Origin of the sequence: Ferrimonas sp. YFM (assembly GCF_030296015.1) — a bacterium.
In the GTDB taxonomy this organism is placed as follows: Bacteria; Pseudomonadota; Gammaproteobacteria; order Enterobacterales; family Shewanellaceae; genus Ferrimonas.
This window is the reverse complement of sequence record NZ_AP027368.1, coordinates 4525066-4547039: the sequence shown is the minus strand read 5'-3', so window position 1 is coordinate 4547039 and position 21974 is coordinate 4525066. Positions and strand designations below refer to the sequence as shown.

21 protein-coding genes and 2 tRNA genes are annotated in these 21974 nt (G+C 59.9%); 7 read left to right on the top strand and 16 right to left on the bottom strand.

The features are described 5' to 3' along the window. Positions 1–66: 66 nt before the first annotated feature. The 4 genes from QUE41_RS21020 to ompV form a co-directional block, all read right to left on the bottom strand. Positions 67–942, bottom strand: coding sequence for a B12-binding domain-containing radical SAM protein (locus QUE41_RS21020; protein ID WP_286340901.1), 876 nt, complete (start codon positions 940–942; stop codon positions 67–69). Between the two features lie 89 nt (positions 943–1031). Next, positions 1032–1835 carry an SDR family NAD(P)-dependent oxidoreductase gene (locus QUE41_RS21015; protein WP_286340900.1) on the bottom strand — a complete coding sequence of 268 codons (804 nt, stop codon included), beginning with the start codon at positions 1833–1835 and terminating at the stop codon, positions 1032–1034. 184 nt (positions 1836–2019) lie between these two features. Next, positions 2020–2478, bottom strand: coding sequence for a CC0125/CC1285 family lipoprotein (locus tag QUE41_RS21010; protein ID WP_286340899.1), 459 nt, complete (start codon positions 2476–2478; stop codon positions 2020–2022). Between the two features lie 16 nt (positions 2479–2494). Further along, the gene (gene ompV, locus QUE41_RS21005) at positions 2495–3268 is read right to left on the bottom strand and encodes an outer membrane protein OmpV (protein WP_286340898.1); all 774 of its coding nucleotides are present in this window, start codon (positions 3266–3268) and stop codon (positions 2495–2497) included. Between the two features lie 185 nt (positions 3269–3453). Between ompV and QUE41_RS21000 the strand changes: the two genes are divergently transcribed. The 4 genes from QUE41_RS21000 to QUE41_RS20985 are packed head-to-tail and all read left to right on the top strand — an operon-like array spanning position 3454 to position 6684. After that, on the top strand, positions 3454–4311 hold the full coding sequence (locus QUE41_RS21000; RefSeq protein ID WP_286340897.1) for a MipA/OmpV family protein: 858 nt from the start codon (positions 3454–3456) through the stop codon (positions 4309–4311). Between the two features lie 8 nt (positions 4312–4319). Then, complete coding sequence (locus QUE41_RS20995) at positions 4320–4706, top strand: DUF3019 domain-containing protein (RefSeq protein WP_286340896.1); 387 nt, start codon at positions 4320–4322, stop codon at positions 4704–4706. Next, positions 4703–5398 carry a response regulator gene (locus tag QUE41_RS20990; protein WP_286342990.1) on the top strand — a complete coding sequence of 232 codons (696 nt, stop codon included), beginning with the start codon at positions 4703–4705 and terminating at the stop codon, positions 5396–5398. Before QUE41_RS20995 ends, QUE41_RS20990 begins: the two co-directional genes overlap by 4 nt. Further along, complete coding sequence (locus QUE41_RS20985) at positions 5398–6684, top strand: ATP-binding protein (protein ID WP_286340895.1); 1287 nt, start codon at positions 5398–5400, stop codon at positions 6682–6684. The genes QUE41_RS20990 and QUE41_RS20985 overlap by 1 nt, the downstream gene beginning before the upstream one ends. A gap of 79 nt (positions 6685–6763) precedes the next feature. On the opposite strand, the gene QUE41_RS20980 is transcribed toward QUE41_RS20985, so the two are convergent. The 10 genes from QUE41_RS20980 to ubiK all read right to left on the bottom strand — a co-directional run bounded on the left by QUE41_RS20980 (position 6764) and on the right by ubiK (position 16584). After that, entirely contained in the window at positions 6764–7729 is a 966-nt protein-coding gene (locus QUE41_RS20980) for a hypothetical protein (RefSeq protein ID WP_286340894.1), read from the bottom strand. Next, positions 7722–9152: an ATP-binding protein gene (locus QUE41_RS20975; protein ID WP_286340893.1), complete on the bottom strand. Its 1431-nt coding sequence runs from the start codon at positions 9150–9152 to the stop codon at positions 7722–7724. Before QUE41_RS20975 ends, QUE41_RS20980 begins: the two co-directional genes overlap by 8 nt. Further along, positions 9145–9846 carry a response regulator transcription factor gene (locus QUE41_RS20970; RefSeq protein ID WP_286340892.1) on the bottom strand — a complete coding sequence of 234 codons (702 nt, stop codon included), beginning with the start codon at positions 9844–9846 and terminating at the stop codon, positions 9145–9147. The genes QUE41_RS20975 and QUE41_RS20970 overlap by 8 nt, the downstream gene beginning before the upstream one ends. A 146-nt stretch (positions 9847–9992) precedes the next feature. Beyond that, positions 9993–10970, bottom strand: coding sequence for an SLAC1 anion channel family protein (locus tag QUE41_RS20965; protein WP_286340891.1), 978 nt, complete (start codon positions 10968–10970; stop codon positions 9993–9995). Between the two features lie 190 nt (positions 10971–11160). Then, positions 11161–12753 carry an Ig-like domain-containing protein gene (locus QUE41_RS20960; protein ID WP_286340890.1) on the bottom strand — a complete coding sequence of 531 codons (1593 nt, stop codon included), beginning with the start codon at positions 12751–12753 and terminating at the stop codon, positions 11161–11163. Positions 12754–12909: 156 nt separating this feature from the next. Next, entirely contained in the window at positions 12910–13551 is a 642-nt protein-coding gene (locus tag QUE41_RS20955; RefSeq protein WP_286340889.1) for a response regulator, read from the bottom strand. Then, the gene (locus QUE41_RS20950; RefSeq protein WP_286340888.1) at positions 13548–14930 is read right to left on the bottom strand and encodes a sensor histidine kinase; all 1383 of its coding nucleotides are present in this window, start codon (positions 14928–14930) and stop codon (positions 13548–13550) included. Before QUE41_RS20950 ends, QUE41_RS20955 begins: the two co-directional genes overlap by 4 nt. A 128-nt stretch (positions 14931–15058) precedes the next feature. After that, positions 15059–15712 (bottom strand): thiol:disulfide interchange protein DsbA/DsbL, encoded by a 654-nt coding sequence (locus tag QUE41_RS20945; protein ID WP_286340887.1) that lies wholly within the window; start codon positions 15710–15712, stop codon positions 15059–15061. Between the two features lie 133 nt (positions 15713–15845). Continuing rightward, positions 15846–16256, bottom strand: coding sequence for a GNAT family N-acetyltransferase (locus QUE41_RS20940; RefSeq protein ID WP_286340886.1), 411 nt, complete (start codon positions 16254–16256; stop codon positions 15846–15848). Positions 16257–16323: 67 nt separating this feature from the next. Beyond that, entirely contained in the window at positions 16324–16584 is a 261-nt protein-coding gene (gene ubiK, locus QUE41_RS20935; protein ID WP_286340885.1) for a ubiquinone biosynthesis accessory factor UbiK, read from the bottom strand. 126 nt (positions 16585–16710) lie between these two features. On the opposite strand from ubiK, the gene rep reads away from it, so the two are divergent. The 3 genes from rep (at position 16711) to QUE41_RS20920 (ending at position 19038) form a co-directional block, all read left to right on the top strand. Then, positions 16711–18729, top strand: a complete 2019-nt coding sequence (gene rep, locus QUE41_RS20930; RefSeq protein WP_286340884.1) for a DNA helicase Rep — start codon at positions 16711–16713, stop codon at positions 18727–18729. 115 nt (positions 18730–18844) lie between these two features. Continuing rightward, positions 18845–18921: transfer RNA gene (locus tag QUE41_RS20925), tRNA-Arg, on the top strand. A gap of 41 nt (positions 18922–18962) precedes the next feature. Continuing rightward, positions 18963–19038 (top strand) — tRNA-His (locus QUE41_RS20920). A 135-nt stretch (positions 19039–19173) separates the two neighbouring features. Here QUE41_RS20920 and moaA read toward each other — a convergent pair. Together moaA and QUE41_RS20910 are read right to left on the bottom strand one after the other, a co-directional pair. After that, a complete protein-coding gene (gene moaA, locus QUE41_RS20915) occupies positions 19174–20160 on the bottom strand; it encodes a GTP 3',8-cyclase MoaA (protein ID WP_286340883.1) in 987 nt (328 codons plus the stop codon). A 12-nt stretch (positions 20161–20172) separates the two neighbouring features. Continuing rightward, a complete protein-coding gene (locus tag QUE41_RS20910; protein WP_286340882.1) occupies positions 20173–21972 on the bottom strand; it encodes a bifunctional molybdopterin-guanine dinucleotide biosynthesis adaptor protein MobB/molybdopterin molybdotransferase MoeA in 1800 nt (599 codons plus the stop codon). Positions 21973–21974: the final 2 nt, after the last annotated feature.

Genomic DNA, 21974 nt, shown 5'->3' with positions numbered 1-21974 from the left:
CCCAGGCTGCGGTTTGGGGATTGAAGAGGCAGGGAGATTCAGGGCCACCGTAGCGGCCCTTGGGCATTACCAGGCGAAGGTCTGAATCACCTCCTGACGAGTGACCGGGTTGTGGGCGATGTGCTGATTGATCCTGTCCAGGAAGGGCTGGCGGGCGCTTGGCAGCATCCCCTTCATGCGGGAGAGGTTGTTGCCGTGATCGCCCCAGTAGTAGCAGTCGAAATCGTTCAGGTTCTGCAGCAGATAGCGCTCCTCCTCCAACACCTGGAGAGGGGAGGGCATCATGAACTCGCCCGAAAGCACCTGGCGCTCCAGCTCGGTGCCGGGCTGGATGGCCAGGGCCATGGGGGCGATCTCCTCCGGCTCAATCTGGTTCACCAGATCCGTGGTGGCCTGGATGTGCTCCTCGGAGCGGTGGCGACCACCCAGGCCGAAGATGAAGGAGGCCAGCATCTTCAGGCCGGCGTCTTTGGCCAGAGCGGCACCCTCCATTACCTGCTCCTGGGTCATCCCCTTTTGGGTCCACTTCAATACCTCGGGGTCCCCGGACTCCAGTCCGGCGTAGGCCATGGTCAGTCCCGCCTGAGTCAGCTGTTTCAACTGGGCCGGGGTCTTGCGCCTCAGGTCGTTGTAACCGGCGTAGAGGGCAATATTCTTGATCTCCGGGAAAGTGGCGGTGATCTTGTCGAAGATCTTCAACAAAAACTCGGTTCTGGCGGCAATGACGTTGCCGTCGATCAGGAAGATGGACTCCACCTTGGGGTAGAGGCGCCGGGCCTGCTCAATGTCCCGGAATATCTCCTCAAGCTCGCGAACCTTGAATCTCTTGTCGCTGAACATGTTGCAGAAGGTGCATTGGTTGTTGCTGCAGCCCAGGGTGGTTTGAATCAGCACGCTTTCCGCCTCGGGCCAGGGGCGGTAAACCTTGCCTTGATAATGCATAGGGATCCTCAGCCATTCCAGGGGGGATGGCAGACTCAAAGAGAAACGGGGGCAGCGGAGGAGACCGCTGCCGATGATGACACCAGGGGTCAGCGCTGACTCAACAGCTGCTCCATCGCCTCTACGACCGCGGCATTCTTGGCGCCGTCGAGGGCGTGGGGATGAGGGTCGGCGAACCGGCCGCTGTCGTTGTCAAAATAGCGCCCGGATGCCTGGGCAAACTCGTCGGAGAGGGCGGCACGACACAGGATGTCGGCACCTATGCTCAGATCGCCGCCACTGACGCCATAGGCCTGTTTGACCATCTTGCTGCCCAGCATGGAGGCCGGATTGACCGCAATCAGCACCGGTCCCTGTTCACCCAGTTGCTCCGCCAGGTGACGGTTCCACATGGTCAGGGCAAGCTTACTCTGGGCATAGGCAACCCCGTCGGACAGGCGGCTGCTGCCGGTGAGTGCGCCGAGATCCACCGGCGCCTGAGCGGCGGAGGAGAGGTTCACCACCCGGCTGTGGCTGTCCAGCAGCGGCAGCAGCTTCTTGGTCAGCAGATAGGGGGCGATGGTGTTGACCATAAAGCGCAGGTCGATGCCGTTGTCGCCTTGTGGCTGGGGCAGCTTATAGACGCCGGCGTTATTGATGAGTGCATCCAGGTGGTCGTAACGCTCGCCGATCTGCTGTGCCAGAGCCTCGACCTGGTCCAGGTGGGAGAGGTCGGCCTGATACAGCTCAATCTTGCCGGCACCGGGCAAGTCGGTCAGTTGGGAGGCCACCGCCTGCAATTTGGCGTCGCTGCGACCGTGAATCAACAGGTGGTGGCCCCGGGAAGCCAGTTGCTTGGCGGTTTCCAGGCCGATGCCGTCGGTGGCGCCGGTGATCAGAATGGTCTTGTGCATTTTGGGCTCCCAGATGAGTGATGCGGCCAGAGAAAGAGCTGGCTCTACAGTATGGGAGACAGTGTAGTTTTTCGCTTATTGGAAGATAATCCGCCGCCTTTGCTAAACAGTTTATGCAGTTTGTTGAAAATACGGGGCCGCTGAATGACACAGGCCACCGGAAGGTGGCCTGAGATCAGAGGGGTCAGTCGTCGATCTTGATGTGACCGAGGATGTAATCGGTGGAGTAGACCCGAGAGTCGCCCTGTTCTGCCTGCTCTTTGAGGCCGGTCACCTCCACAATCAGCGAGGTCTGCTTCTCGATACTGCTGCTGCCGATGAGGAAATCCTTATCGATGTCGGTGCCTACGCCGAACTGGCCGACGGAGTCCCGGTCCACCCGCTCACTGGTGAACATAAAGTAGGGGTAGCCCGCACTGCGGCACAACTCGGCAGACTTGTAGAGCACGTATTTGCGCGCCAGTGCCCGGTCGGTGGCGTTGTTGCCCACGAAGCTGATCTGCCAGCTGTCCGGGGCTATTTGCACAGTGTCGAACCCTTCGCCGAAGGTCCAGAAGGACTTCTCGGTGTCGTAGGAGGTGGCGCAGGCGCTCACCAGCAGGGCCAGGCTCAGGCAGCCCATCAGTTGCATCAGGCGTCTCATGGTTCTCTCCTCAGGGTTAGAAGGTGTAGGTCATGCCCAGGGTGGTCACCCACTGGTTCTTGCTGTCCACCAGAGGGGAGTCGCCAAACTCATTGCCCAGGCGGGTGTAGGCGGCGCCGTGGACGATGTCCAGGTGTTTGCTGACGGGCACCACCAGCTGGTAACCGGCGTGGTAGCTGAATTCGTCGTCGGCCTTATAGGCACGGCGTGCGGGTGTTGCCTCAGAGGCTTTTACCCCGGCGTAATAGTCGACGTAGTCCTTACTGGCGTAGTGCACGCCGGCAAAGGGCACCAAGTCGCCGAAGCCCAGCGCCAAAGGATGGAAGTAGGTGAGATCGGCCTGATACCCCTTGTGGGTGCCGGTGACGTCGTGCTGGAACTTGGTGGACAGGGTGCCCTGGGCGAAGTGGACATCGGCGTTGAGCCCCAGCTCCGCACCCCAGTCCCTGTCCTCCATCCCTTTTAAAATGTCGGCGTCCCCGGAGTCGAAGCCCGGTGTGGCCACGGCAAACACGCTGAAGTTCAGTTGGCTATCATTGTCGCCGTAGAAGCGGTAGTTGATGCCGCCCAGATCGGCGTTGAAATCCTCACCGTGGTAGCCACCATTGAGGTAGATGCCACTCTGATGATCCTGGCCTTTGTAGAACTTGCTGCCGGTGGCGACGCCGGCGCCGGCGAAGAAGCTGCCTTCATGGCTGTAGATGTTACCGTTGCGGATGTAGGTGTTGCCGTCAGCCAGGGCCTGGCCGGAGATCAGGGCGGCGGTGATGAGCAGTGCAATCTGTTTCATGATGTTCCCTCTGGTGTTTGTCTGTTTGATGGGATCACTCTATCCACCAGCGGAATAAGACTCTGTATCCGAATGTATCCTGGCATGGGGATGACACGGATTTGCGGGTAGAATAGTCGTTATCGAATCGGTTCCACCGGCCCTGATGGCCGGGGCATAACAATCAGAGAAACCGGCAGGAAGATATGGACCTGAACAGAGCATTGCGGGGGACCGCCGCCGGCTTGCTGGCGCTCTCCTGGGGCGCCCAGGCGGGAGACATCGCTGAAAGTGTCAGTGGTGGTGCTGCTCACAGTGGTGACGGTGGCTACTTTGAAATAGGGGCGGCGGTCAGTTACCTGGGCTCCAGCGGAGACCTTCGTTACGAGGATGAGAACAGCTTGCAGCCATCGCTGCTGATCAGCGGCGTTTATCAGTATGGCGGCCTGTTCGCCGAGATGATTCACCAGTCCCAGGATGGCATCAACCTGGGGTTCAATTTCTGGAACTCGGAAAACTGGTCGTTGGATCTGCTGGCGGCCAACCTGCTGGGCTCCGTCAGTCGTATCGACGGGGTCGACCCGTCCCAGCTCAATGAGATGGAGCGCAACTACTACCTGCTCTCGGAAGAGGACTCCCTCTACATCGGCGCCGGTCTGCGGGCCACCCGTTACTGGGACAATCAGTACGTGCTGCAGATGAGGCTGGTCCACGACTATTACGACGATCAGGGGATGTATGGCTCGGTACGCCTGGGCAAGTCCTGGCAGGTCAGGAACTGGAACTTCCACATGCTGGGCAGCATGGAGTACAGCTCCGCTACCCTCAACCGCCACCTCTACGGGGTGAGCAAGGAGGAGGCCACCAACCTGTTTCCCGAGTACCAACCTGATGCGTCGCTCTCCTTTGGCGTGGAGCTTGGGGTGGCCTACCCCATCAGCCAGAGTCTGGTGTTTCGCGGCTTCTACCGTTTCTGGTCTCTCCCCGGAGAGATCAGTGACAGTCCCTTCGTCACCGATGATCACCGCTCCGTGGCGAGCGTGTCCATCAGCTACGTGTTTTAGGAGGGATGATGATGACCATTCGTACCCTCTGTTGTTCGCTGATGCTGATGCCCCTGAGTGCCCTGGGCATGGACAGCCCGGTGCAGTTCACTGCCACCCCTGAGCGCTGCATCGCACTGCACAAGGGCCAGCTCTGCTACCAGGACGTGGAGTTTAACTGGCAGACCCCGGAGAGCGGTCGCTTTTGTCTGATGCAGGCGCGGGACAGACAGCAGTTGCTGTGCTGGACCGGGCGCAGTCGCCAGAACTACCTGTTCAGTTTCGAAGGGGACAAGACCACCCGATTCAGCCTGATCCGGGAGGGGGAACCTGTGCCCCTGGCCGAGGTGAAGGTGGAGGTGACCTGGGTCTATAAGGCGCCAAGGCAGAGCCGTTCAGGCTGGAGGCTGTTCTGATGAGCAACAAGCATATCCTGGTGGTGGAGGACGATCTCTCCCTGGCGGAGTGGATCAGCGACTACCTGATTGAACACGGTTACAGCGTGTCGGTGGCCAGCCAGGGCGATTACGCCCTGACCATGATCGCCGAGGAGACCCCGGACCTGGTGCTGCTCGATGTGATGATGCCGGTCAAGGACGGCTTCGAGGTGTGTCGCGAGGCTCGAGCCTTCTATCGGGGGCCGGTGCTGTTTATGACCGCCTGCAGCGAGGAGGGGGATGAGATCCTGGGCCTGGATGTGGGGGCCGATGATTACCTGACCAAGCCGGTGCGGCCCAAGGTGCTGCTGGCCCGAATCAAGGCGCTGTTGCGCCGCACCACGGATGCGCCGCCCAAGGAGCAGCTTCATTTTGGCGAACTGGAGATGGATGCGGTAGCCAAGTCGGTGACGGTATCCGGTCAGAAGGTGGAGCTGAACGACAATGAGTTTGACCTGCTGTGGCTGCTGGCCAACCGGGCGGGCACCGTGGTCACCCGGGAGGAACTGACCCAGACCCTTCGTGGCATCGAGTATGACGGCCTGGATCGCTCCATCGACATTCGTGCTTCCAGGCTGAGACGCAAACTGCAGGAGGCGCCGCCTCAACCCTACGTGATCAAGACGGTTCGGGGTAAGGGGTATCTGTTCTGTCAGGAGCAGGAGGGCTGATGAAGCGTCTGGCCCTGTCGCTGATGCTGGTGGTGTTGGTGGCCATCGCCGGTCTCGGCTGGTCCATCAGTGAGCTGGCCTCGGTCTACTCTGAGGCAGAGACTCAGCCCAATGCCGCCACCCAGCTGGCGGCGGTGCAGCGCCTGGGAGAGTCTTTGGCGCGGACCCTGGACGAGGAGCAGGAGTCCGAGCCGCTGATTCGCAGCTGGAACCGGCATAACCCGGAGCAGCTGGCCCTGTCCGATCTGCGCGCCTTTGTGCTGCCCCCCAGCCTGAGGCCGGGCTTTCTCGCCGGTGAGCCCCTGGTGCTGGAGTCGGAGGAGGGGATCTCCCTCCACTACCATCTGCCTTTGACACAGAGGGTGCTCAGCATCAGCACAGGCCTTCAGTTTCCCGAACAGCAGAGCGGCATCAATCAGCTCTTTACCGTGATGTTCTACGCCGGGGTGGTGTTGATACTGCTGGTCTGGGTGTCGCCGCTGATCCGCAGCCTGATCAACCTCAGCCGGGTGGCCCAGGCGTTTGGCATGGGCCAGCTGGAGCAGCGGGTAAGCTCGGGCAGGGTCTCCTACATTCGGCCCATCGAGAACGAGTTCAACCATATGGCGGAGCGGATTCAGCAACTGCTTGAGGACAACAAGCTGCTGAGCCGGGCGGTGTCCCACGATCTGAAAACCCCCATCGCCAGGTTGAGGTTCGGCATCGAGGCCCTAGAGGAGGTGCAGAGTGAAGCTCAGCGACAGCGCTATCTGCAGCGGCTCCGCCGGGATCTGGATGCCATGGAGGAGCTGGTGGCGATCCTGCTGCAGTATGCCCGCCTGGATGAGGCCAACATCACCCCCAATTGGCAGTCTCTGGACCTGGCTGAACTGGTGGGCCGTGCCCTGGAGCATCAGCAGAGTGATGACATGACTCTGGTACTCGACACCCCTGAGGCTCTGCCTCAGGTGAGGGCGGACCCCCAATATCTGGGGATGCAGGTCAACAATCTGGTGAGCAATGCCTTGAGATTCGGCCAAAGCCGGGTCGAGCTGTCCCTTAGGCAGGAAGGCGACCGGGTGTGGCTCCATGTGGAGGACGACGGGGAGGGGATCGATGACAGCGAGGCGGAGCAGGTGCTCAAGCCCTTTGTCCGTGGGCGGCAGAGCCGGGGCAACGCCGGCCACGGCATGGGCCTGGCTATCGTCGCCCGCATCGCCCAGTGGATGGATACCCGGTTGACCGTCGGCCGTTCTAAAACCCTGGGAGGGGCAAAGCTCTCCCTGGGATTGAAGCAGGCGCCCTAGTTTTGGGCACAGTGTCGACACGTCGAGGCCTTAGTGGCTGGATGCTGGCGCAAAAATACTCAGCAAAGGTCAACACGCCCTAGAAGGGTTGAGGCTTGAGGTAGTGACGAATCTCGTCGTGGCTCATCAGGTGAATGCCGTCGAAGGGCGCCACCTCCAGGGTGTAGAAGTAGAACTCGGGGCCCAGCTCAGGCCCCAGCATCTCCCGGACGAAGGTCAACTGGGCATCGTGGGCCGGATGGCTCTTCGGCAGTTCGTCGGCGCCCTTTTCCTCTTCGCAGCACCAGGAGTGCACCCCCAGCTTGCCACCGGGTTGATAGACCCGCTTGGCTCCCGCCAGGAAGAGATCCACCCCACCGGAGTAGGCTTCGCCGTCTGAGGGCATGACCGTGGTGAGCCCTGCCTGGCGAACCAGCCGGCCGCTGTGCAGGTTGATGCCGTCGAACAGGGAGCCGGGCACATCCTGAAACACCAGCTCGGTGACCTCTGGGTGAGTCTGTATCAGGGTTCGCAGTTGCAGGTAGGCGTTGGTGCCCAGATCGCCTTTGAGTATGGCTTGGTGTCCCACCACATTCAGGGTGATGCTACCCGCTTCAAACACAGAATCATTGAACACCAACAGCGCCTGCTGGCGTGCGCCGCTCTGCTCATCTTCGAGGAGGCTCCTGAAGACGGAGTTGTCCCCCTCTGTGGTCAGCTGCGCGCGTTCATCGACCAGGACTCTGTCCGGCGCCTCCATTATGGCGTCCAGGTCGTTCGGGTTGCCCAGCAGGATCACCAGCTCCCGTTCGCCATCGGCCTCTTCACCCAGTTCGGCGACGATAACGCCCAGATCGAAGCTCAGGTAGACCCGTTGCTCCTCCATATCCAGAAACCCTAAAGGATAACGCTGACCATCAAGCTCCAGCCGTGCCTGCTGTTGTTGTTTCTGGAATTGGTTCAGATAGTCAGGGAGGTTCTCCGGTGCCAGCCAGCCGTTGTCGACAAAATCGTTGGCGTGAACCGAAGCTGAAAGCAACATCAGAACGGCCAGGAGTCTAAGCACCGGTTTGCTCCTTAAAAACGATGGTGAACTTGGCGCCCCCCAGTTCGCTGTCACTGACGGACAGGTGGGCCCCCAGTCTGTGGGCGGCGGCTTGGGCGATGGCCAGGCCGAGACCGAGTCCGCCTGTGGCCTGGGTACGGCTGCTGTCCAGCCGGGAGAAGGGGATGAAAATCAGCTCCCGGTCCGCTTCCGGGATCCCTTCGCCATCCTCCTCCACATGAAGGCGGGTGCCTTGAGGGGTGGCTTCGGCACTGAGGCGCACCTGGCTGTGACCATAGCGCTGGGCGTTGCTCATCAGATTATCCAGCAGCAGCCGGAAGCAGGTGGGGTTCACTCCCTGAGCGGGCAGGCTGGGGATGTAGGCTCTTACCGGCAGAGTGCCGGTTTGCTGGAACCATTTCAGACGCTGATCCAGGATTTCCGCCAGGTCCACATCGGGCTGCTGGCTGCAGTTGCCTTTGTCCGGAGAGTTCAGCCGGAACAGGGTCAGCACCTGATGGGTCAGCTGATCCATGTCCTCGATGTAGTTGTCGATGTCGTCCAGCAGCTCCACCTGCTCAGGCTTATCGCACTGCTTGCGCAGCAGGCCATTGGCCAGCTGAATTCGGCTTAGGGGGGTGCGCAGTTCATGGGGGACCGCCTGGGCCAGTACCCGGCTCTCTTCGACGGAGCGGGAGATGGCATCGGCCATCTTGTTGAAGCCGCTGCTCAACTGGCGAACCGGCTCGGAGCGGGGCACATCGGCCCTGGCGTTCAGCTGTCCCTGACCGAACTGGGCTTGGGTGGCGCTGAGTTTTTGAATCTGTCGCTGTAGCTGGCGGGCGGGAAGGTAGATCACCGCGCCAAAGGCGGACAGCATCAGACCAAAGAGCAGCAGGGTGCTGGCAACATCCGGGTCCTCCTCGACAATGGTCAGCAGGTCCTCGTCCAGATCCCGGAATTCAGAGTCGTACAGCAGCTGTGAGCTGGCCGCTTCCGGATCCTCCTCCAGAATGCCTCTGAGGTCCTCTTCAAAGACGGCAAAGTCCTTGTCGTACATCACCAGTACTCCCCCCTGCTCTGGCATAGGGAAGGTGGCGAGATAGCGAAACTCCTCCAGCTGGTAGACCTCACTGTCGTCGAAGCTGGCCATCAGTTTGCAGTCTTCGCAGGCCGGGGTATCCAGACCCTCCAACCACTTGGTGTCCCAGGGAGACATGCTCAGATCGATGGCGTTGATGTACTCTTCGGCGGAGATCGACTGCATTTGCCAACTTTTACGGAAGAAGGTGACCATGGCGAAGGTGTCGGCATAGAAGTCCTGGACCTCGGTCTCCTCATACCAGGAGTCGCTGAAGCTGGAGGTCAGGAAAACGCTGCCTACCAGGGCCAGCACCATACCCACATAGATGCGGGTGAACAGCGGGGGGATGAGTTTATTCATTGACCAGCATGTAGCCACGGTTGCGGACGGTAAGGATCAGTCGGTAGGGCGCCTTGGCATCCCCTAACTTTTTCCTCAGGCCTGAGATGCGCATGTCCACAGAGCGGTCATAGCCATCGTAGTCGATGCCTCTCAGGGCGCGGCAGCACTCCTCTCGGGTGACTACCTGGCCGGCACTCTCGGCGAGCAGCAACAGCATCTTGTACTCGGACTCGGCCAGGTCCACCTCCTGATGATTGAGGCTGACTTTCTGGCGGCGACGGTTGACGGTGATGGGACCGACCTCCAGGCACTCCTGGCCTTGGGGTTGCCAGCGTCGTAACAGGGCTTCGATGCGGGCTGCCAACAGGTGGGGCTTTACCGGCTTGGTCAGGTAGTCGTCGGCACCGATCTTCAGCAGGCTGATTTCGCTGAACTCATCGTCGCAAGCGGTCAGTACCATGATGGGCCGCTGGAAGAACTCCCTGGCGGCTCGGCAGACATCGATGCCGCTCATCCCAGGAAGCATCAGATCCAGCACCATCAGGTCTGGCTGAAACTCACGGATGGCGGTCAGAGCCTCGTCACCCCTGTCTACGACACGGGTTTCATACTGCTCAGCTTGCAGGTACATGGCGGTGAGTCGGGCGATTTCAGTATCGTCCTCGACGATCAAAATTTTGGCTTTGGCCACCTTGGTCCACTCAGTCGACAATTCTCCAGAGCCTAAGTGTACCCACAGGGGCGGTGATACCCCAGAGATCTTACATCGCCTTACAGCGATATGTGTCAGTTGCAGGGAGAGTGGTGGGGTTCACTGGAATTGGCCGGACGCAGGGCCCGGCTTCCTTTATTCCGCCGCTACCCTTCTGGCTGGCAGATCTCGTCATTGAGCACCGCCTTCAGGGTGCGAACAAGCAGCAGCAGAATCACTCCGGTCACCAGGGCCAGCAAGGCGTAGGCCAGGTAGCCGAAGATCTCATTGCCTGTGGCGGTATACATCACCTGAGAGGCGACCGAGGCCGCGGCCAGGGGGAAGGAGTAGGCCCACCAGCTGATGTAGAAGCGGATCTTGGAGAAGCGGGGGAACTGGGTGACCAGCAGCAACACCAGGAACATGGCCACGTTAAACAGGATCTGCCCCATGGGATCCAGGCCACCGGTGAGTTTGGTGTAGGAGACAAAGCCCACGGCGGGTGGGGCAATGAAGATGAATAGGGTGGGCAACAACTTCTCTGGCAAGGGGTCGTGGAAGATCACCCGATTGAGGATCAGTGCCTTGAGGATGACCCAAAACAGGATGCCGATGGAGAAGAAGAACCAGCTGATCTCCATGAAGCCGTGCTCGACACCGGCGATGGGCACGATGACGTTACCGACGATGGGGATAAACCAGGCCGGTGTGCTGTGGGCAATCTGGAACTTGGGGTGGTGAATCCACTGAGTCAGCACATAGAGGGTGAACAACAGATGCACAGCGGTGCCTATGGCCCACAACAGCAGAGACAAAGGCCTGGAGACCGGCAGCAGCGCGGCACTGAGCAGCAACAGGCTGATGGAGATGGTGGGGAAAAAGCTCAGTTTCACCGGGTGTTCCAGCTCTGCCTGTACAGCCTGGCGCTGGGTGACGAGCTTCATCAGGTAGCTGCCGGAGATGACGGTGAACAGGCACAGGGTCATGCCCAGCAGGACCTGACCCACCCATTCAGGGGCCCCCAGAACATGGTGAGCCTTCTCCCAGGCCAGGGTCAGGCCGCTCATCCCCATGATCATGGCGAAGAAGGAGATGGGAAAGTAGGCCAGCTTGGAGGAGTGGCTCAACTGCGCTTGCTGATTCATCCGGACATCCTTGAATTAGATTAATCTAATATAATAAGGTGCGATTGTAGAAAATTCCAGCGTCCTGAGTGCCTGCGGGATCACAAAGGTGGTTTCTGGTGAGCCCAAATCCGAAAAAAGCCGCCCGAGAGGGCGGCTTGGCTTCCGACAGTAATGATGAGTTGTTTGTGGTCGGAAAAACTTGCAGGGCTTACTTGTGGATCTTGCCTCCGTAGTTGTCCGTCAGGCTCTGCAGCTTGCTGCCTTCGGCGTGGCATTCACCGCAGGCCCAGGCGTCCTTCAGGAAGGGATTCATCTTGTTGTCTTCGGTGATCTGAGGCTTCTCGTTGTACAGGTCGATGGTCACCACGTGCATCATCTCGTCGCCGAAGGTCACACCGCCGTTGGTGGTGATGCTGGTGGCGTTCTTCACCACTTCAGGCATGTGACAGGTGGTGCACTCTGCCATGGTGGCGTGCAGGGTCAGACCGTCCTTGAACTCCTTTTCGCCGTGACAATCGCTGCAGACAGACAGCTTGGCGCCGGATTCAGCCATGTTGACGGTGGACTTGTGCGGGTCGTGACAGCTCACGCAGTCCAGGCCAGCCAGGTAGTGCGGGTTGGTGGCTTCACCGGTTTCAGGATCGATACCGAAGAACTCATCGTAGGTCTGGTGATGACGGGTCAGGCCACCCTTGGCGTCGATGCGTCCAGCGGTTTCAGGCAGGTCACTGTCAGGGAAGGCGGCGTGGAACTTGTTGACGTAGCCATTGCTGTGGTTACGGTCACCGTCACGGGTATGGCACTCACTGCAGTGCATCGGTGCACCAAAGCCCATGGTGTCGCTTTGCAGCAGCTCGGAGCTGCGAGGCTTGGCGACTTTGGTGATGTTCTCGGCAGAAGGCGCCTTGATGTGTTCGGAACCAGCGCCGTGGCACGCCTCACACTGTACTGCGGCCAGGGCAAAGGTGCCGCCCATGCCGGCCAGGTCATCCTGACGGTGAGGGTTCAGAGTCTCATCATAGGGCTTCCAGCCGGTGTTGTGGCAGTTACCGCAGTTGTAGACCAGATCATCGTAGTGCTCATCGTTCTTGTAATCGCTGAGCTGCTGGTCGCCGGAACCATACAGGTTGTACTGTACGTCGGCACCGGTCACGATGTGGCCGTTCTTATCGAACCAACGAATCTTCTTCCAGTAACCGCCCGTGGTGTAGGTGACATCCTGATAGGACTCCGGCACACCCAGGGTGTTGCGTGGGGTCGCGCCATCCTGAACCATCTCCAGTGCACCGGATACGTCGGTGTAGGGGAAGGTGGGCATCTCGCCTTCAATCTTGGAGATCTTGAAGTTGTGGCCGTGGTTCTGGTGGCTCTCAAATTTGCCCTTGTGACACCCACCGCAGGTCTCTGAACCTACGTAGGTCAGCTCAATCACCTCTTCGGTTACGGTTACCAGGATCTTGGCGGCGGTCTCATCACTTCCGTCGCTGACCTTGTAATCGATGACATCGTCACCCACGTAACCGGCAGGGTCGTATTTGATCTGGCCATCTTTCACTTCGGCGTTGCCGTGGGTGGCGATGGCGGAGCTCAGTGTCAGGGTGTCACCATCAGCGTCGCTGGCGGAGGCCAGGGCATCGATCATGATGGCAGTGGCGCTGGTGGTGGCGGCATCCAGGTCCACCGCAACCGGCGGCGTATTTGGGTCTGGAAGGACGGTATCGTTGTTGTTGTCGTCGCTGCCGCAAGCGGTCAGCAGGGTTGCGGCGATAAGGGACGCCAGCAGTTTGGTGTGGGTTTTCATCATCATTCTCCTGCAGTGGTGTTCCACTGTCTGTTTCCCAACTGCAGTATCGAATTTGGCGAAAATGTCATCCAGATTAGGGAAGTTGACACAACTTTACCCTCTGATAAGAGAACTTATCAGATTGGATTCAAGCCTATGATTTGAATGATGTAATTAATCGGACGAGGAGCTGAGCAGGGCCACCATTTGTTGCCCCTGTGTTGTCAGAAAATAGACCTTGCTCGCATTTTGCTCGACCAGGCCACTCTGCCTGAGCTGGCGAAGGTGGAAGTTGAACTGAGTGTGGTTTTCTACTCCGGCCAGACGGCAGAGATCCATAAAGCGCAGTTTCTTATGTCGGGCAAGCTGTTGCAGCACCGCCCGGCGCATGGGGTTGGACAGGGCGGAGAACACCTTGTTGGCGTCCTCATCCTCCAGAGCCATGGCCGGTTGCTTCTGGGCCTGAACCCGTCGCAGTGTGGTGATCAGGGTGGTCAGGTTAAAGGGTTTGGTGATGAAGTCGTCGGCCCCCTTTTTCATGGCGTCTACCGCGGTGTCCACGGTGGCAAAGGCGGTGGTGATCACCACGCTGATGCCCGGTTGCAGCCGCTTGAGGGCGGCGATCGCCTCGACACCGGTCATGCCGGGCATCACCAGATCAAACAGGGCGATGTCGAACTTGCGCTGCTCGGCCAGATCCAACGCCTGTTCGGCGCTGTGGCAGGCGTAGACGTCGCACCCTTCCGACTGCAGGACCTCGGTGATGGTGTCGTTGAGTTCCAGGTCATCTTCCGCAAGCAAAATGGTCAGGGTCACGGGGCGCTCCTTGGCAGAGTGAAGCTGGCCTCCAGGCCAGGGGCTTTGTTGGCCAGCACCAGTTCACCCTGATGCTGCTGGACAATCTGCTGGCAGATCGCCAGACCCAGGCCGGTTCCCTGGCCCTGGGGTTTGGTGGTGAAGAAGGGGCTCATCGCCTGATGCAGCTGCTCGGCATGGATGCCGCTGCCATGGTCTCTCAGCGCAAAACGCACCCTGTCGCCGTGCTGCTGCAGGGTCAATGACAGGACACCGCCCGGCTCACTGGCGTCCATGGCGTTGTTCACCAGATTAATCACTACCTCTTCCAGCTTGACCGGGTCGCCATCGACGAACAGATCCCCCTCAAAGGCGCACTTGAGCTTGAACCCCTTGAGCCTGTGCTGCATCAGATCCAGGGCCGACTCGGTGATCTGCTGCAGGTTCACCCGGCTGGGCTCGCTGTGCTGGCGGGCGAAGTGCAGCACCTCCTGGCTGATGTGGCTGGCCCTATGCAAACCATGGCGGATGCGGTCCAGTTGGCGCCTGGGCTCGGGTGCCTCATCCAGTTGCCGTTCCAACAGGTCGCAACTGAGGGTGGCGTAGCTCAGGGGGGTCTTAATTTCATGGGCAATGCCGGAGGCCAGCTCACCCATGGCCCGCAGCTTTTCGCTGCGCATGATGCGTCGTTGCTGCTCCTCCACCAGTTGCAGATACTCCTGATCGAACAGCTTCAGGGCCTGAACCAGCCCCAACAGCAACCCGGCGGCGCAGAGCATGCGCACTATGGGGACCCAGATTCCCCAGTCACTGGAGAGCACCCCGGCGGCCAGGGCATAGGCGATCAGGGCCAGACCGCAGTAGGCGAATGCCTGAGCCCCCTGATGATGGGTGGCGGACAGTTCCCGGGAATAGTAGATCATCGCAGCCCCTGCCAGGGAGCCTCCCGCCAGGCCAAAGATCCAACGGGTCAGGTTGACCGACAGGGCCAAAGAGTGCTCCGCGGGGAAGATGGCCAGGTGCACCAGGGTGGCGCTCAGGTACACCAGCAGCAGGCCCGGTACCAGATAGCGCAGCCAGCGCCTCTGGGGGGCGGCCAGGATCTCCAGCATCTGCCAGGCAAAGCCCACCAGGGCCAGGAAGGAGATCAGCAACTTGGTGATGCGCAGCAGCTCCACCTGGATGCCCCACAGCGAACCAAACTCATTGTCGGTGAGCTTGAGGAACATCTCGGACCATTCGTGGAAGGCGTGCATGAAGCCGAACAAGGCCAGGGCAGGCAGGGCCGAGGCGATGGTGAGCTTGCTGAACTTGAGATTACGGAAGCTGATGACGCAGCCAATGGTGAAAAACACCAGACCGTAAAACAGATAGACATTGAACAGGAGCAGCTCATTCATGGGGCAAGCCTAGCCCAATGCAGGGGGCTGATGGTGTGATCTTCCTGGGGTTTTCTTCGCCAATGTTCGGCGAAGGTCACAAAAAAAGCCTCCGAAGGCGGAGGCTTTTTTCATCGTCTGGACCGAAATTACTTCTCGGTGGCCAGGTAGTTCATCAACTCGGTCAGTTCGCTCAGGGTGCGGATCTGGCTCATGTTGATCATGTATTTGTCGTTGACCACGAAGGTGGGCACGCTCTGAATACGGAACTTCTGCTGGTCCACCATCCAACCCATGATCTTCTTCTTGACCGCCTCGCTGGCGGCGACCTTGTCGTAGTCGGCCACGTCGACGCCGTTGTCGGTGAACACCTTCTTGATGTCATCGCGGTTGTGGATGCCCGCTTCCGCTTCGTGATCGTGGGACTCGCCGGCACCGTGGTGGTGATCGCCGCCCGCCAGAATGGCAAACAGGGGCTTTTTCACCTTCTCCTCGACACCCATCTCCTGCATCACGGCCAGGGAGAGGATCACCTCATTGCCGATCTCGGAGTTCATGAAGTCCACGTGGGCCTGCTGGAAGTCGATGGACTTGTCCAGGCCGGGCTTGATCAGCGGCAGGTAGCGCTTCTCCATGTTGTAGCAGTGGCCACAATAGAGGGAGAAAAACTCCTTGATAACGGGCTTTTCGGACGCCGGCTTGTCGCTGACGACCATGTAGTGGGTACCTTCAACAAATTGGGCCGCCCAGGTCGCCAGGGGGGCGAACATCAGGGCCAGGGCCAGGGCAAAACGCTTGCTCACTCGGTTGTCCTTTTGGTCAGGTTGTGGATTCATCTTAGAACATATGCTGGGGCGTATGCTAAACCCTTGTGCTACACCAAGGTCAATCCCTGATGTTGCCAAAGGGTGAACCGCTTCGCCTTTTGCAAACTATTCAGAATTCGGGGGAACTTTCATCGCTCACGGAGAGTGAGCGATACATGTCCGGGCGGTGGATCTCCATCAGCCTTTCCGGGTGGGCACTGGGGCCGAAACCGACCTGGCGATAGAGTTCATGGGCATCGACAGTGGCCAGCATAATGCGTCTCAGCCGCTGGGTTTCCTCCATCTGAAACAGAGATTCCACCAGCCATTTCGCCAGCCCCTGACCTCGAAATTCCCGAAGAATAAAAAGGTCTGCCAGGTAGCCAAAGGTGGCGTAATCGGTGATCAGTCGGGCGAAGCCCACCTGCTGCTGGCCATGATACAGGCCAAAGCAAAGAGCATTGTCGATGCCTGTGTCCACCAGAGCTCGCGGTATGCCGGGAGACCAGTAGGCCTCCTCACTCAGGTAGCGGTGCACCATGGCCCGATCCAGTCTGGCCCGGTCAGTGCTCAGCAGGAATTCGCCCCGCTGCCACTGACGCTTGGGATCACTGTTCAGTGTCTGGTTCCTGCTTGGCTTCCAGTTCTGCCAGTCGCGCTTCCAACTGCTCCACCATCTGGCGGGTCTTGGCCAGCACCGCACTCTGGCGGTCGAACTCTTCCCGGCTGACCATATCCAGTTTGGCCAGCTGGCTCTGCAGAATGGTTTTGGCTTTGGACTCAAAATCTTCCGCTGCGCTCTTCAGCCCTGGGGGCAGGGCGTCGTTCATCTGCTTGGCGATCTGTTCCAGCTTGTCCGTGTTAATCATGGTATCTACTCCGTAATGCTTGGATTTATGGTAACAAAGAATTCGCCTACAGGGTGAGTCTCATCATAGGCGCACCAGGCCGCCATTTCCGGTAGAATAGCGCCCCTAACGAAAGCGGGAGAAACAATGAGACTGAATCCTGGTCAGCAGGAGGCCGTAGAGTATGTGTCCGGCCCCTGCTTGGTACTGGCCGGAGCCGGCAGCGGCAAGACACGGGTGATCACCAACAAGATCGCCTATCTGGTGCAGCAGTGTGAATATCAGGCGCGACATATCGCGGCAGTGACCTTTACCAACAAGGCGGCCCGTGAGATGCGTGAGCGGGTGTCCCAAACCCTGGGTAAGAAAGAAGCCCGGGGCCTGTGGGTCTCCACCTTTCACACCCTGGGACTGGAGATTGTCCGCCGGGAACACAAGTCTCTGGGGCTCAAGCCCAATTTTACCCTGTTCGATGACCAGGACAGTTTGGCCCTGCTCAAGGAGCTTACCGAGAATGAGCTGGAGGGGGATAAGGACCAGCTGAATGCGCTGATCAATGCCATCAGCAACTGGAAGAACGACCTGGTGTTGCCGGACAAGGCGCTGCAGCTGGCCCGGGACCCGCAATCCATCCTGTTCGCCCAGCTCTATGGCCGTTACCGTGAGCACCTGACCGCCTACAACGCCCTGGATTTCGATGATCTCATCATGATTCCCACCCTGCTGCTGGCCAGCAGCGAGGAGGTGCGTGAACGCTGGCAGAACCGCATCCGCTATCTGTTGGTGGACGAGTACCAGGACACCAACACCAGCCAGTACCAGTTGGTGAAGTTGCTGGTGGGCCAGCGGGCCCGCTTCACCGTAGTGGGGGACGACGATCAGTCCATCTACTCTTGGCGGGGCGCCAAACCGCAGAACCTGGTGCTGCTGGGTCAGGACTTCCCCAAGCTGAGGCTGATCAAGCTGGAGCAGAACTACCGTTCCAGTCAGCGGATCCTCAAGGCGGCCAACATCCTGATCGCCAACAACCCTCATGTCTATGACAAACGGCTGTTCTCCGAGCTGGGTTATGGGGATCCCCTGCGGGTGCTCAGTGCCAACAACGAGGACCACGAGGCGGAGAGGGTGGTGGCCGAGCTGATTCGTCACCGCTTCGTCAATCGCACCGACTACAAAGAGTACGCCATCCTCTACCGGGGCAACCATCAGGCACGGCTGTTCGAAAAGGCGCTGATGACCAACCGCATCCCCTACAAGCTGTCCGGTGGTACCTCCTTCTTCTCCCGGGCGGAGATCAAGGACATCATGGCCTACCTGCGACTGCTGGTGAATGGCGACGACGACAACGCCTTCCTACGCATCTGCAACGTGCCCAAGCGCGGCATGGGGCCGGCCACCCTGGAGCGCCTGGGGCGGCTGGCCAACCAGCGCCAGCTGAGCCTGTTCGCCGCCGCGTTCGAGCCGGATCTGGAGCAGCACCTGCCCAAGTCCGCCGCCGAGTCGGTGATGGTGTTCACCCGCTGGGTGGTGGAGCTGGCGGACCGGGCGATGCGCGGCGACACCCTGGCGGCACTCAAGGACCTGGTGCGGGAGATCAACTACGAAGACTTCCTGTATGACACTTCCCCCAGCCCCAAGGCGGCGGAGATGCGGATGAAGAACGTTTCCGAACTCTACCGCTGGATCACCGACATGCTGGAGGGGGACGATCTGGAAGAGCCCATGACCCTGCCCCAGGTGGTGACCAAGCTGACCCTGAGGGACATGATGGAGCGCAACTCCGAGGAGGAGGAGGCGGATCAGGTGCAACTGATGACCTTTCACGCCTCTAAGGGGCTGGAGTTCCACTATGTGTTTATGGTCGGAATGGAGGAGGGGCTGCTGCCTCACCAAAGCAGCCTGGACGAGAACAACGTCGAGGAGGAGCGCCGTCTGGCCTATGTGGGGATCACCCGGGCCCAGAAGGAGCTGATCTTCACCCTGTGCCGGGAGCGCCGTCAGTTCGGTGAGCAGATCCGCTGCGAGCCCAGCCGTTTCCTGGCGGAACTGCCCCAGGATGATCTCGACTGGGATAAGGGTCGAAAGCGCCAGAGCGAGGCTCAGCGTCAGCAGTCCGGCAAGGCCAATATCGCCGCCTTGCGGGCGATGCTGAAGAACAAACAGTGATGCCTAGTGACAAAAACCGCCGCTTTAGCTATTTTTTGCTCGGTCGAGCGGTGTTTTTGGAAAAAACGTTGGACCTGTGCCGGTGTTCACCGTAACATAGCCGCCGTCAAAGGAAGCGCCCATAGCTCAGCTGGATAGAGCGCACCCCTCCGGAGGGTGAGGCCGGGGGTTCGAATCCTCCTGGGCGCGCCATTTTCCGCCAGGGGATTTGGTTTGACACAAAAGACTCTGTGGTGGCTGTAGCTCAGTTGGTAGAGTCCCGGATTGTGATTCCGGTTGTCGTGGGTTCAAATCCCATCAGCCACCCCATTATTCATAGAGAAGCCGCTGTTTATCAGCGGCTTTTTCTGTTTCTGGCCCCTAGAAAATCCCTTGTTTTCCCCAGTCGCTTACGCCCATAAAAAAGCCCCGCTCCATGGCGAGGCTCTTTAACGGTCAACGGCGTTAGCCGCCGGTCAGGCTCATAAAGCGCAGGATCTGGGTGCCTTCTTCATGGCCGAACAGGTGCTTCTCCGGCTTCACCTTCATGGCGGTGATGATCGCCTGCTTCACCGCTTCGACGCTGCCGTCGTTGTCCCGCAGGATCTGTTTCAGGTCCACCGAGTTCTCATTGCCCAGACACAGCAGCAGTTCACCCTTCACCGTAACCCGAACCCGGTTACATTCGTGGCAGAAGTTGTGGCTGTGGGGGGAGATGAAACCCACGCGAATGTCGCTGTCCGCCATCTTGTAGTAGCGGGCTGGGCCGCCGGTGCGATCCGAGGTGGGGGTCAGCGGGTAGGTAGGCTCAATGAAGCTGCGCACCTCTTCCGAGGTACACAGGGTCTGCTCACGACGCTCACCGTCGAAGGCGCCCAGGGGCATCTCCTCGATAAAGCTGATGTCGATCCCCTTGTCCCGGGCGAAGTTCACCAGGTCCAGCACCTCGTGGTCGTTCTTACCCTTCATCACCACGGCGTTGATCTTGATCCGCTCGAAATCGGCGTCCCGGGCGGCATCGATGCCCGCCAGAACCCGCTCCAGGTTGCCCTTGCGGGTGACTTCGGCGAAGCGATCCGCATCCAGGGTATCCAGGCTGATGTTGAGGCGTTGCAGGCCATTGCCGGACATCACATGGGCGAACTTGGTCAGTCGCGAGCCATTGGTGGTCATGGACAGATCTTTCAGACCCGGCAACTTGGACAGCTTGCGCACCAGTACGCTCAGGTCGGTGCGCACCAGGGGCTCACCACCGGTGAGGCGGATCCGCTCGACGCCCAGTTCGGTGAAGGCCTGGGCGATGACGCTCAGCTCCTCCAGGGTCAGCACATCATCCCGCTTGAGGAACTTGGGGTTTTCGTCCATGCAGTAGACGCAGCGGAAATCGCAGCGGTCGGTGACGGACAGTCTCAGGTAATCGATCTTACGGCCAAAGCCGTCTATCAGGCTCATGGGGTGCTCCCGTTACAGCAGATCGGCGAAGGGCTGAACCCAGACCGCCTCGCCAGCGCTGACGTTGCCCTGGCACTCTTCAATAATAATCAGGCAGTTGCCCTGAACCATCGAACTCAGGATGCCTGAGCCCTGGGCGCCGGTGGTGGTCACCGTCAGCTCACCCAGGCTGTTCAGCTGCATGATGCCGCGTTGGAATTCGGTGCGGCCCTGCTTGGAGCGCATCGGCTCGCCAGCGGTGGCGCGCATCATCTGCGGTTTCCAGTTGGGCTCGCCCATCATCTTGCGCAGGGCGGGCTGAACAAACTGCATAAAGGAGACCATCACCGCCACCGGGTTGCCGGGCAGACCGAACAGCAGGGTGTCCTTGATCTTACCGAACGCCAGCGGACGGCCGGGACGCATGGCAATCTTCCAGAAGTCGATGTGACCCAGACGCTCCATCACCGGCTTGATGAAGTCGGCGTCGCCCACGGAGACACCGCCAGAGGTGATCACCACGTCCGCCTGTTCACTGGCGGCCTGCAGGGCATCGGCCATCGCTTCCTCTGTGTCTTCCAGAATGCCTAGGTCCACCACTTCGCAGCCCAGCTTGGCCAGCATCCCCTGGATGGTGAAGCGGTTGGAGTCGAAGATGCAGTTGGGTTTCAGGGGCTCGCCGGGCTGACACACTTCGTCGCCGGTGGAGAACACCGCCACCTTGGGTTTGCGGTAGACCGGCAGTTCACCCAGGCCCAGGGAGGCCAGCAGGCCCAGCTCGGCAGGGCCGATACGGTTGCCGGCGGTCAGGGCGGTGGCGCCAACGGCGATGTCTTCGCCGGCCTGACGGATGTTCTGTCCGGTTTCGATGTCACCGTCGAAGCGGACCTGGTCTCCCTCCTGGGTGGCCAGCTCGCGCATGATGACGGTGTCCACGCCGGCAGGCAGCGGGGCGCCGGTCATGATCTTCACCGCTTCACCGGACTGAACCTCGGCGTCATAGCCGTGGCCGGCCAGCACTTCGGCCACCACGGTGAAGCTGTCATGCTGACCGTCGTTACGGATGGCATAGCCATCCATGGCGGAGTTGGTGTGCTGAGGGACATTGACCGGAGAGGCGATGTCTGCCCCCAGTACCCGGTTTTGTGCCTGCAGCAGGGGAGTGGCTTCGATGGCGGTGACCGGCTTCACTTCGCTAAGGATGCGCGCCTGGCCCTGGGCGACGGAGAGCTGTTTGCGCTCCACGTCGTCACAGCCACAGGTGCCCAAAGGGGCGTAGCCCACCGGTTTCCAGTCAGCGGCAAACTGCTCGATAAAGTCGGCAATGGCATCGACGTCGTTGATGTCCAGCACCGGCATGGCCAGATCCTCTGGCAACTGGGTGTCGGCGTCGACGGCGATGCCGCGGATGGCGTCATCCTGGGTAAAGACGAAGGGCTTGCCCACTTCGGCGCGGTGCAGCTCCAGCTTGGGCAGGGGCAGCTTCTTGAATCCTTCCACCAGAATCATGTCCACCCGGGTCTGGTCGATCATCCCCAGCAGCTCTTTCAGGTCGGGGTCGCCGTCGGTGACCTTTTCCGCCATCAGGGCGCGGCGAATGTGGGAGGCCACCAGCATCTGTTCGGCGCCGGATTTGCGCAGCTCGTAGGAGTCCTTACCGGGAATGTCGACATCGAAGTTGTGGTGGGCGTGCTTGATCACGGCCAGCTTCTTGCCACGACGATTGAGCTCTGGGATCAGCTTTTTCAGCAGCGTGGTTTTTCCGGTGCCACTGTAGGCGCAGATGCCCAGTACCGGCACCCGGCAATCCGCCAGAATTTGGTCGACATTCATAG

Bases quoted from the DNA above. Each gene is read 5' to 3' on its own strand.
- QUE41_RS20965 (WP_286340891.1), bottom strand. From the start codon at position 10,970: ATGAATCAGCAAGCGCAGTTGAGCCACTCCTCCAAGCTGGCCTACTTT.
- moaA (WP_286340883.1), bottom strand. From the start codon at position 20,160: ATGAGCCTGATAGACGGCTTTGGCCGTAAGATCGATTACCTGAGACTG.
- QUE41_RS21015 (WP_286340900.1), bottom strand. From the start codon at position 1,835: ATGCACAAGACCATTCTGATCACCGGCGCCACCGACGGCATCGGCCTG.
- QUE41_RS20910 (WP_286340882.1), bottom strand. From the start codon at position 21,972: ATGAATGTCGACCAAATTCTGGCGGATTGCCGGGTGCCGGTACTGGGC.
- QUE41_RS21010 (WP_286340899.1), bottom strand. From the start codon at position 2,478: ATGAGACGCCTGATGCAACTGATGGGCTGCCTGAGCCTGGCCCTGCTG.
- QUE41_RS20995 (WP_286340896.1), top strand. From the start codon at position 4,320: ATGATGACCATTCGTACCCTCTGTTGTTCGCTGATGCTGATGCCCCTG.
- ompV (WP_286340898.1), bottom strand. From the start codon at position 3,268: ATGAAACAGATTGCACTGCTCATCACCGCCGCCCTGATCTCCGGCCAG.
- QUE41_RS20960 (WP_286340890.1), bottom strand. From the start codon at position 12,753: ATGAAAACCCACACCAAACTGCTGGCGTCCCTTATCGCCGCAACCCTG.
- QUE41_RS20975 (WP_286340893.1), bottom strand. From the start codon at position 9,152: ATGAATAAACTCATCCCCCCGCTGTTCACCCGCATCTATGTGGGTATG.
- ubiK (WP_286340885.1), bottom strand. From the start codon at position 16,584: ATGATTAACACGGACAAGCTGGAACAGATCGCCAAGCAGATGAACGAC.
- QUE41_RS20950 (WP_286340888.1), bottom strand. From the start codon at position 14,930: ATGAATGAGCTGCTCCTGTTCAATGTCTATCTGTTTTACGGTCTGGTG.
- QUE41_RS20985 (WP_286340895.1), top strand. From the start codon at position 5,398: ATGAAGCGTCTGGCCCTGTCGCTGATGCTGGTGGTGTTGGTGGCCATC.
- rep (WP_286340884.1), top strand. From the start codon at position 16,711: ATGAGACTGAATCCTGGTCAGCAGGAGGCCGTAGAGTATGTGTCCGGC.
- QUE41_RS21000 (WP_286340897.1), top strand. From the start codon at position 3,454: ATGGACCTGAACAGAGCATTGCGGGGGACCGCCGCCGGCTTGCTGGCG.
- QUE41_RS20940 (WP_286340886.1), bottom strand. From the start codon at position 16,256: ATGGTGCACCGCTACCTGAGTGAGGAGGCCTACTGGTCTCCCGGCATA.
- QUE41_RS21020 (WP_286340901.1), bottom strand. From the start codon at position 942: ATGCATTATCAAGGCAAGGTTTACCGCCCCTGGCCCGAGGCGGAAAGC.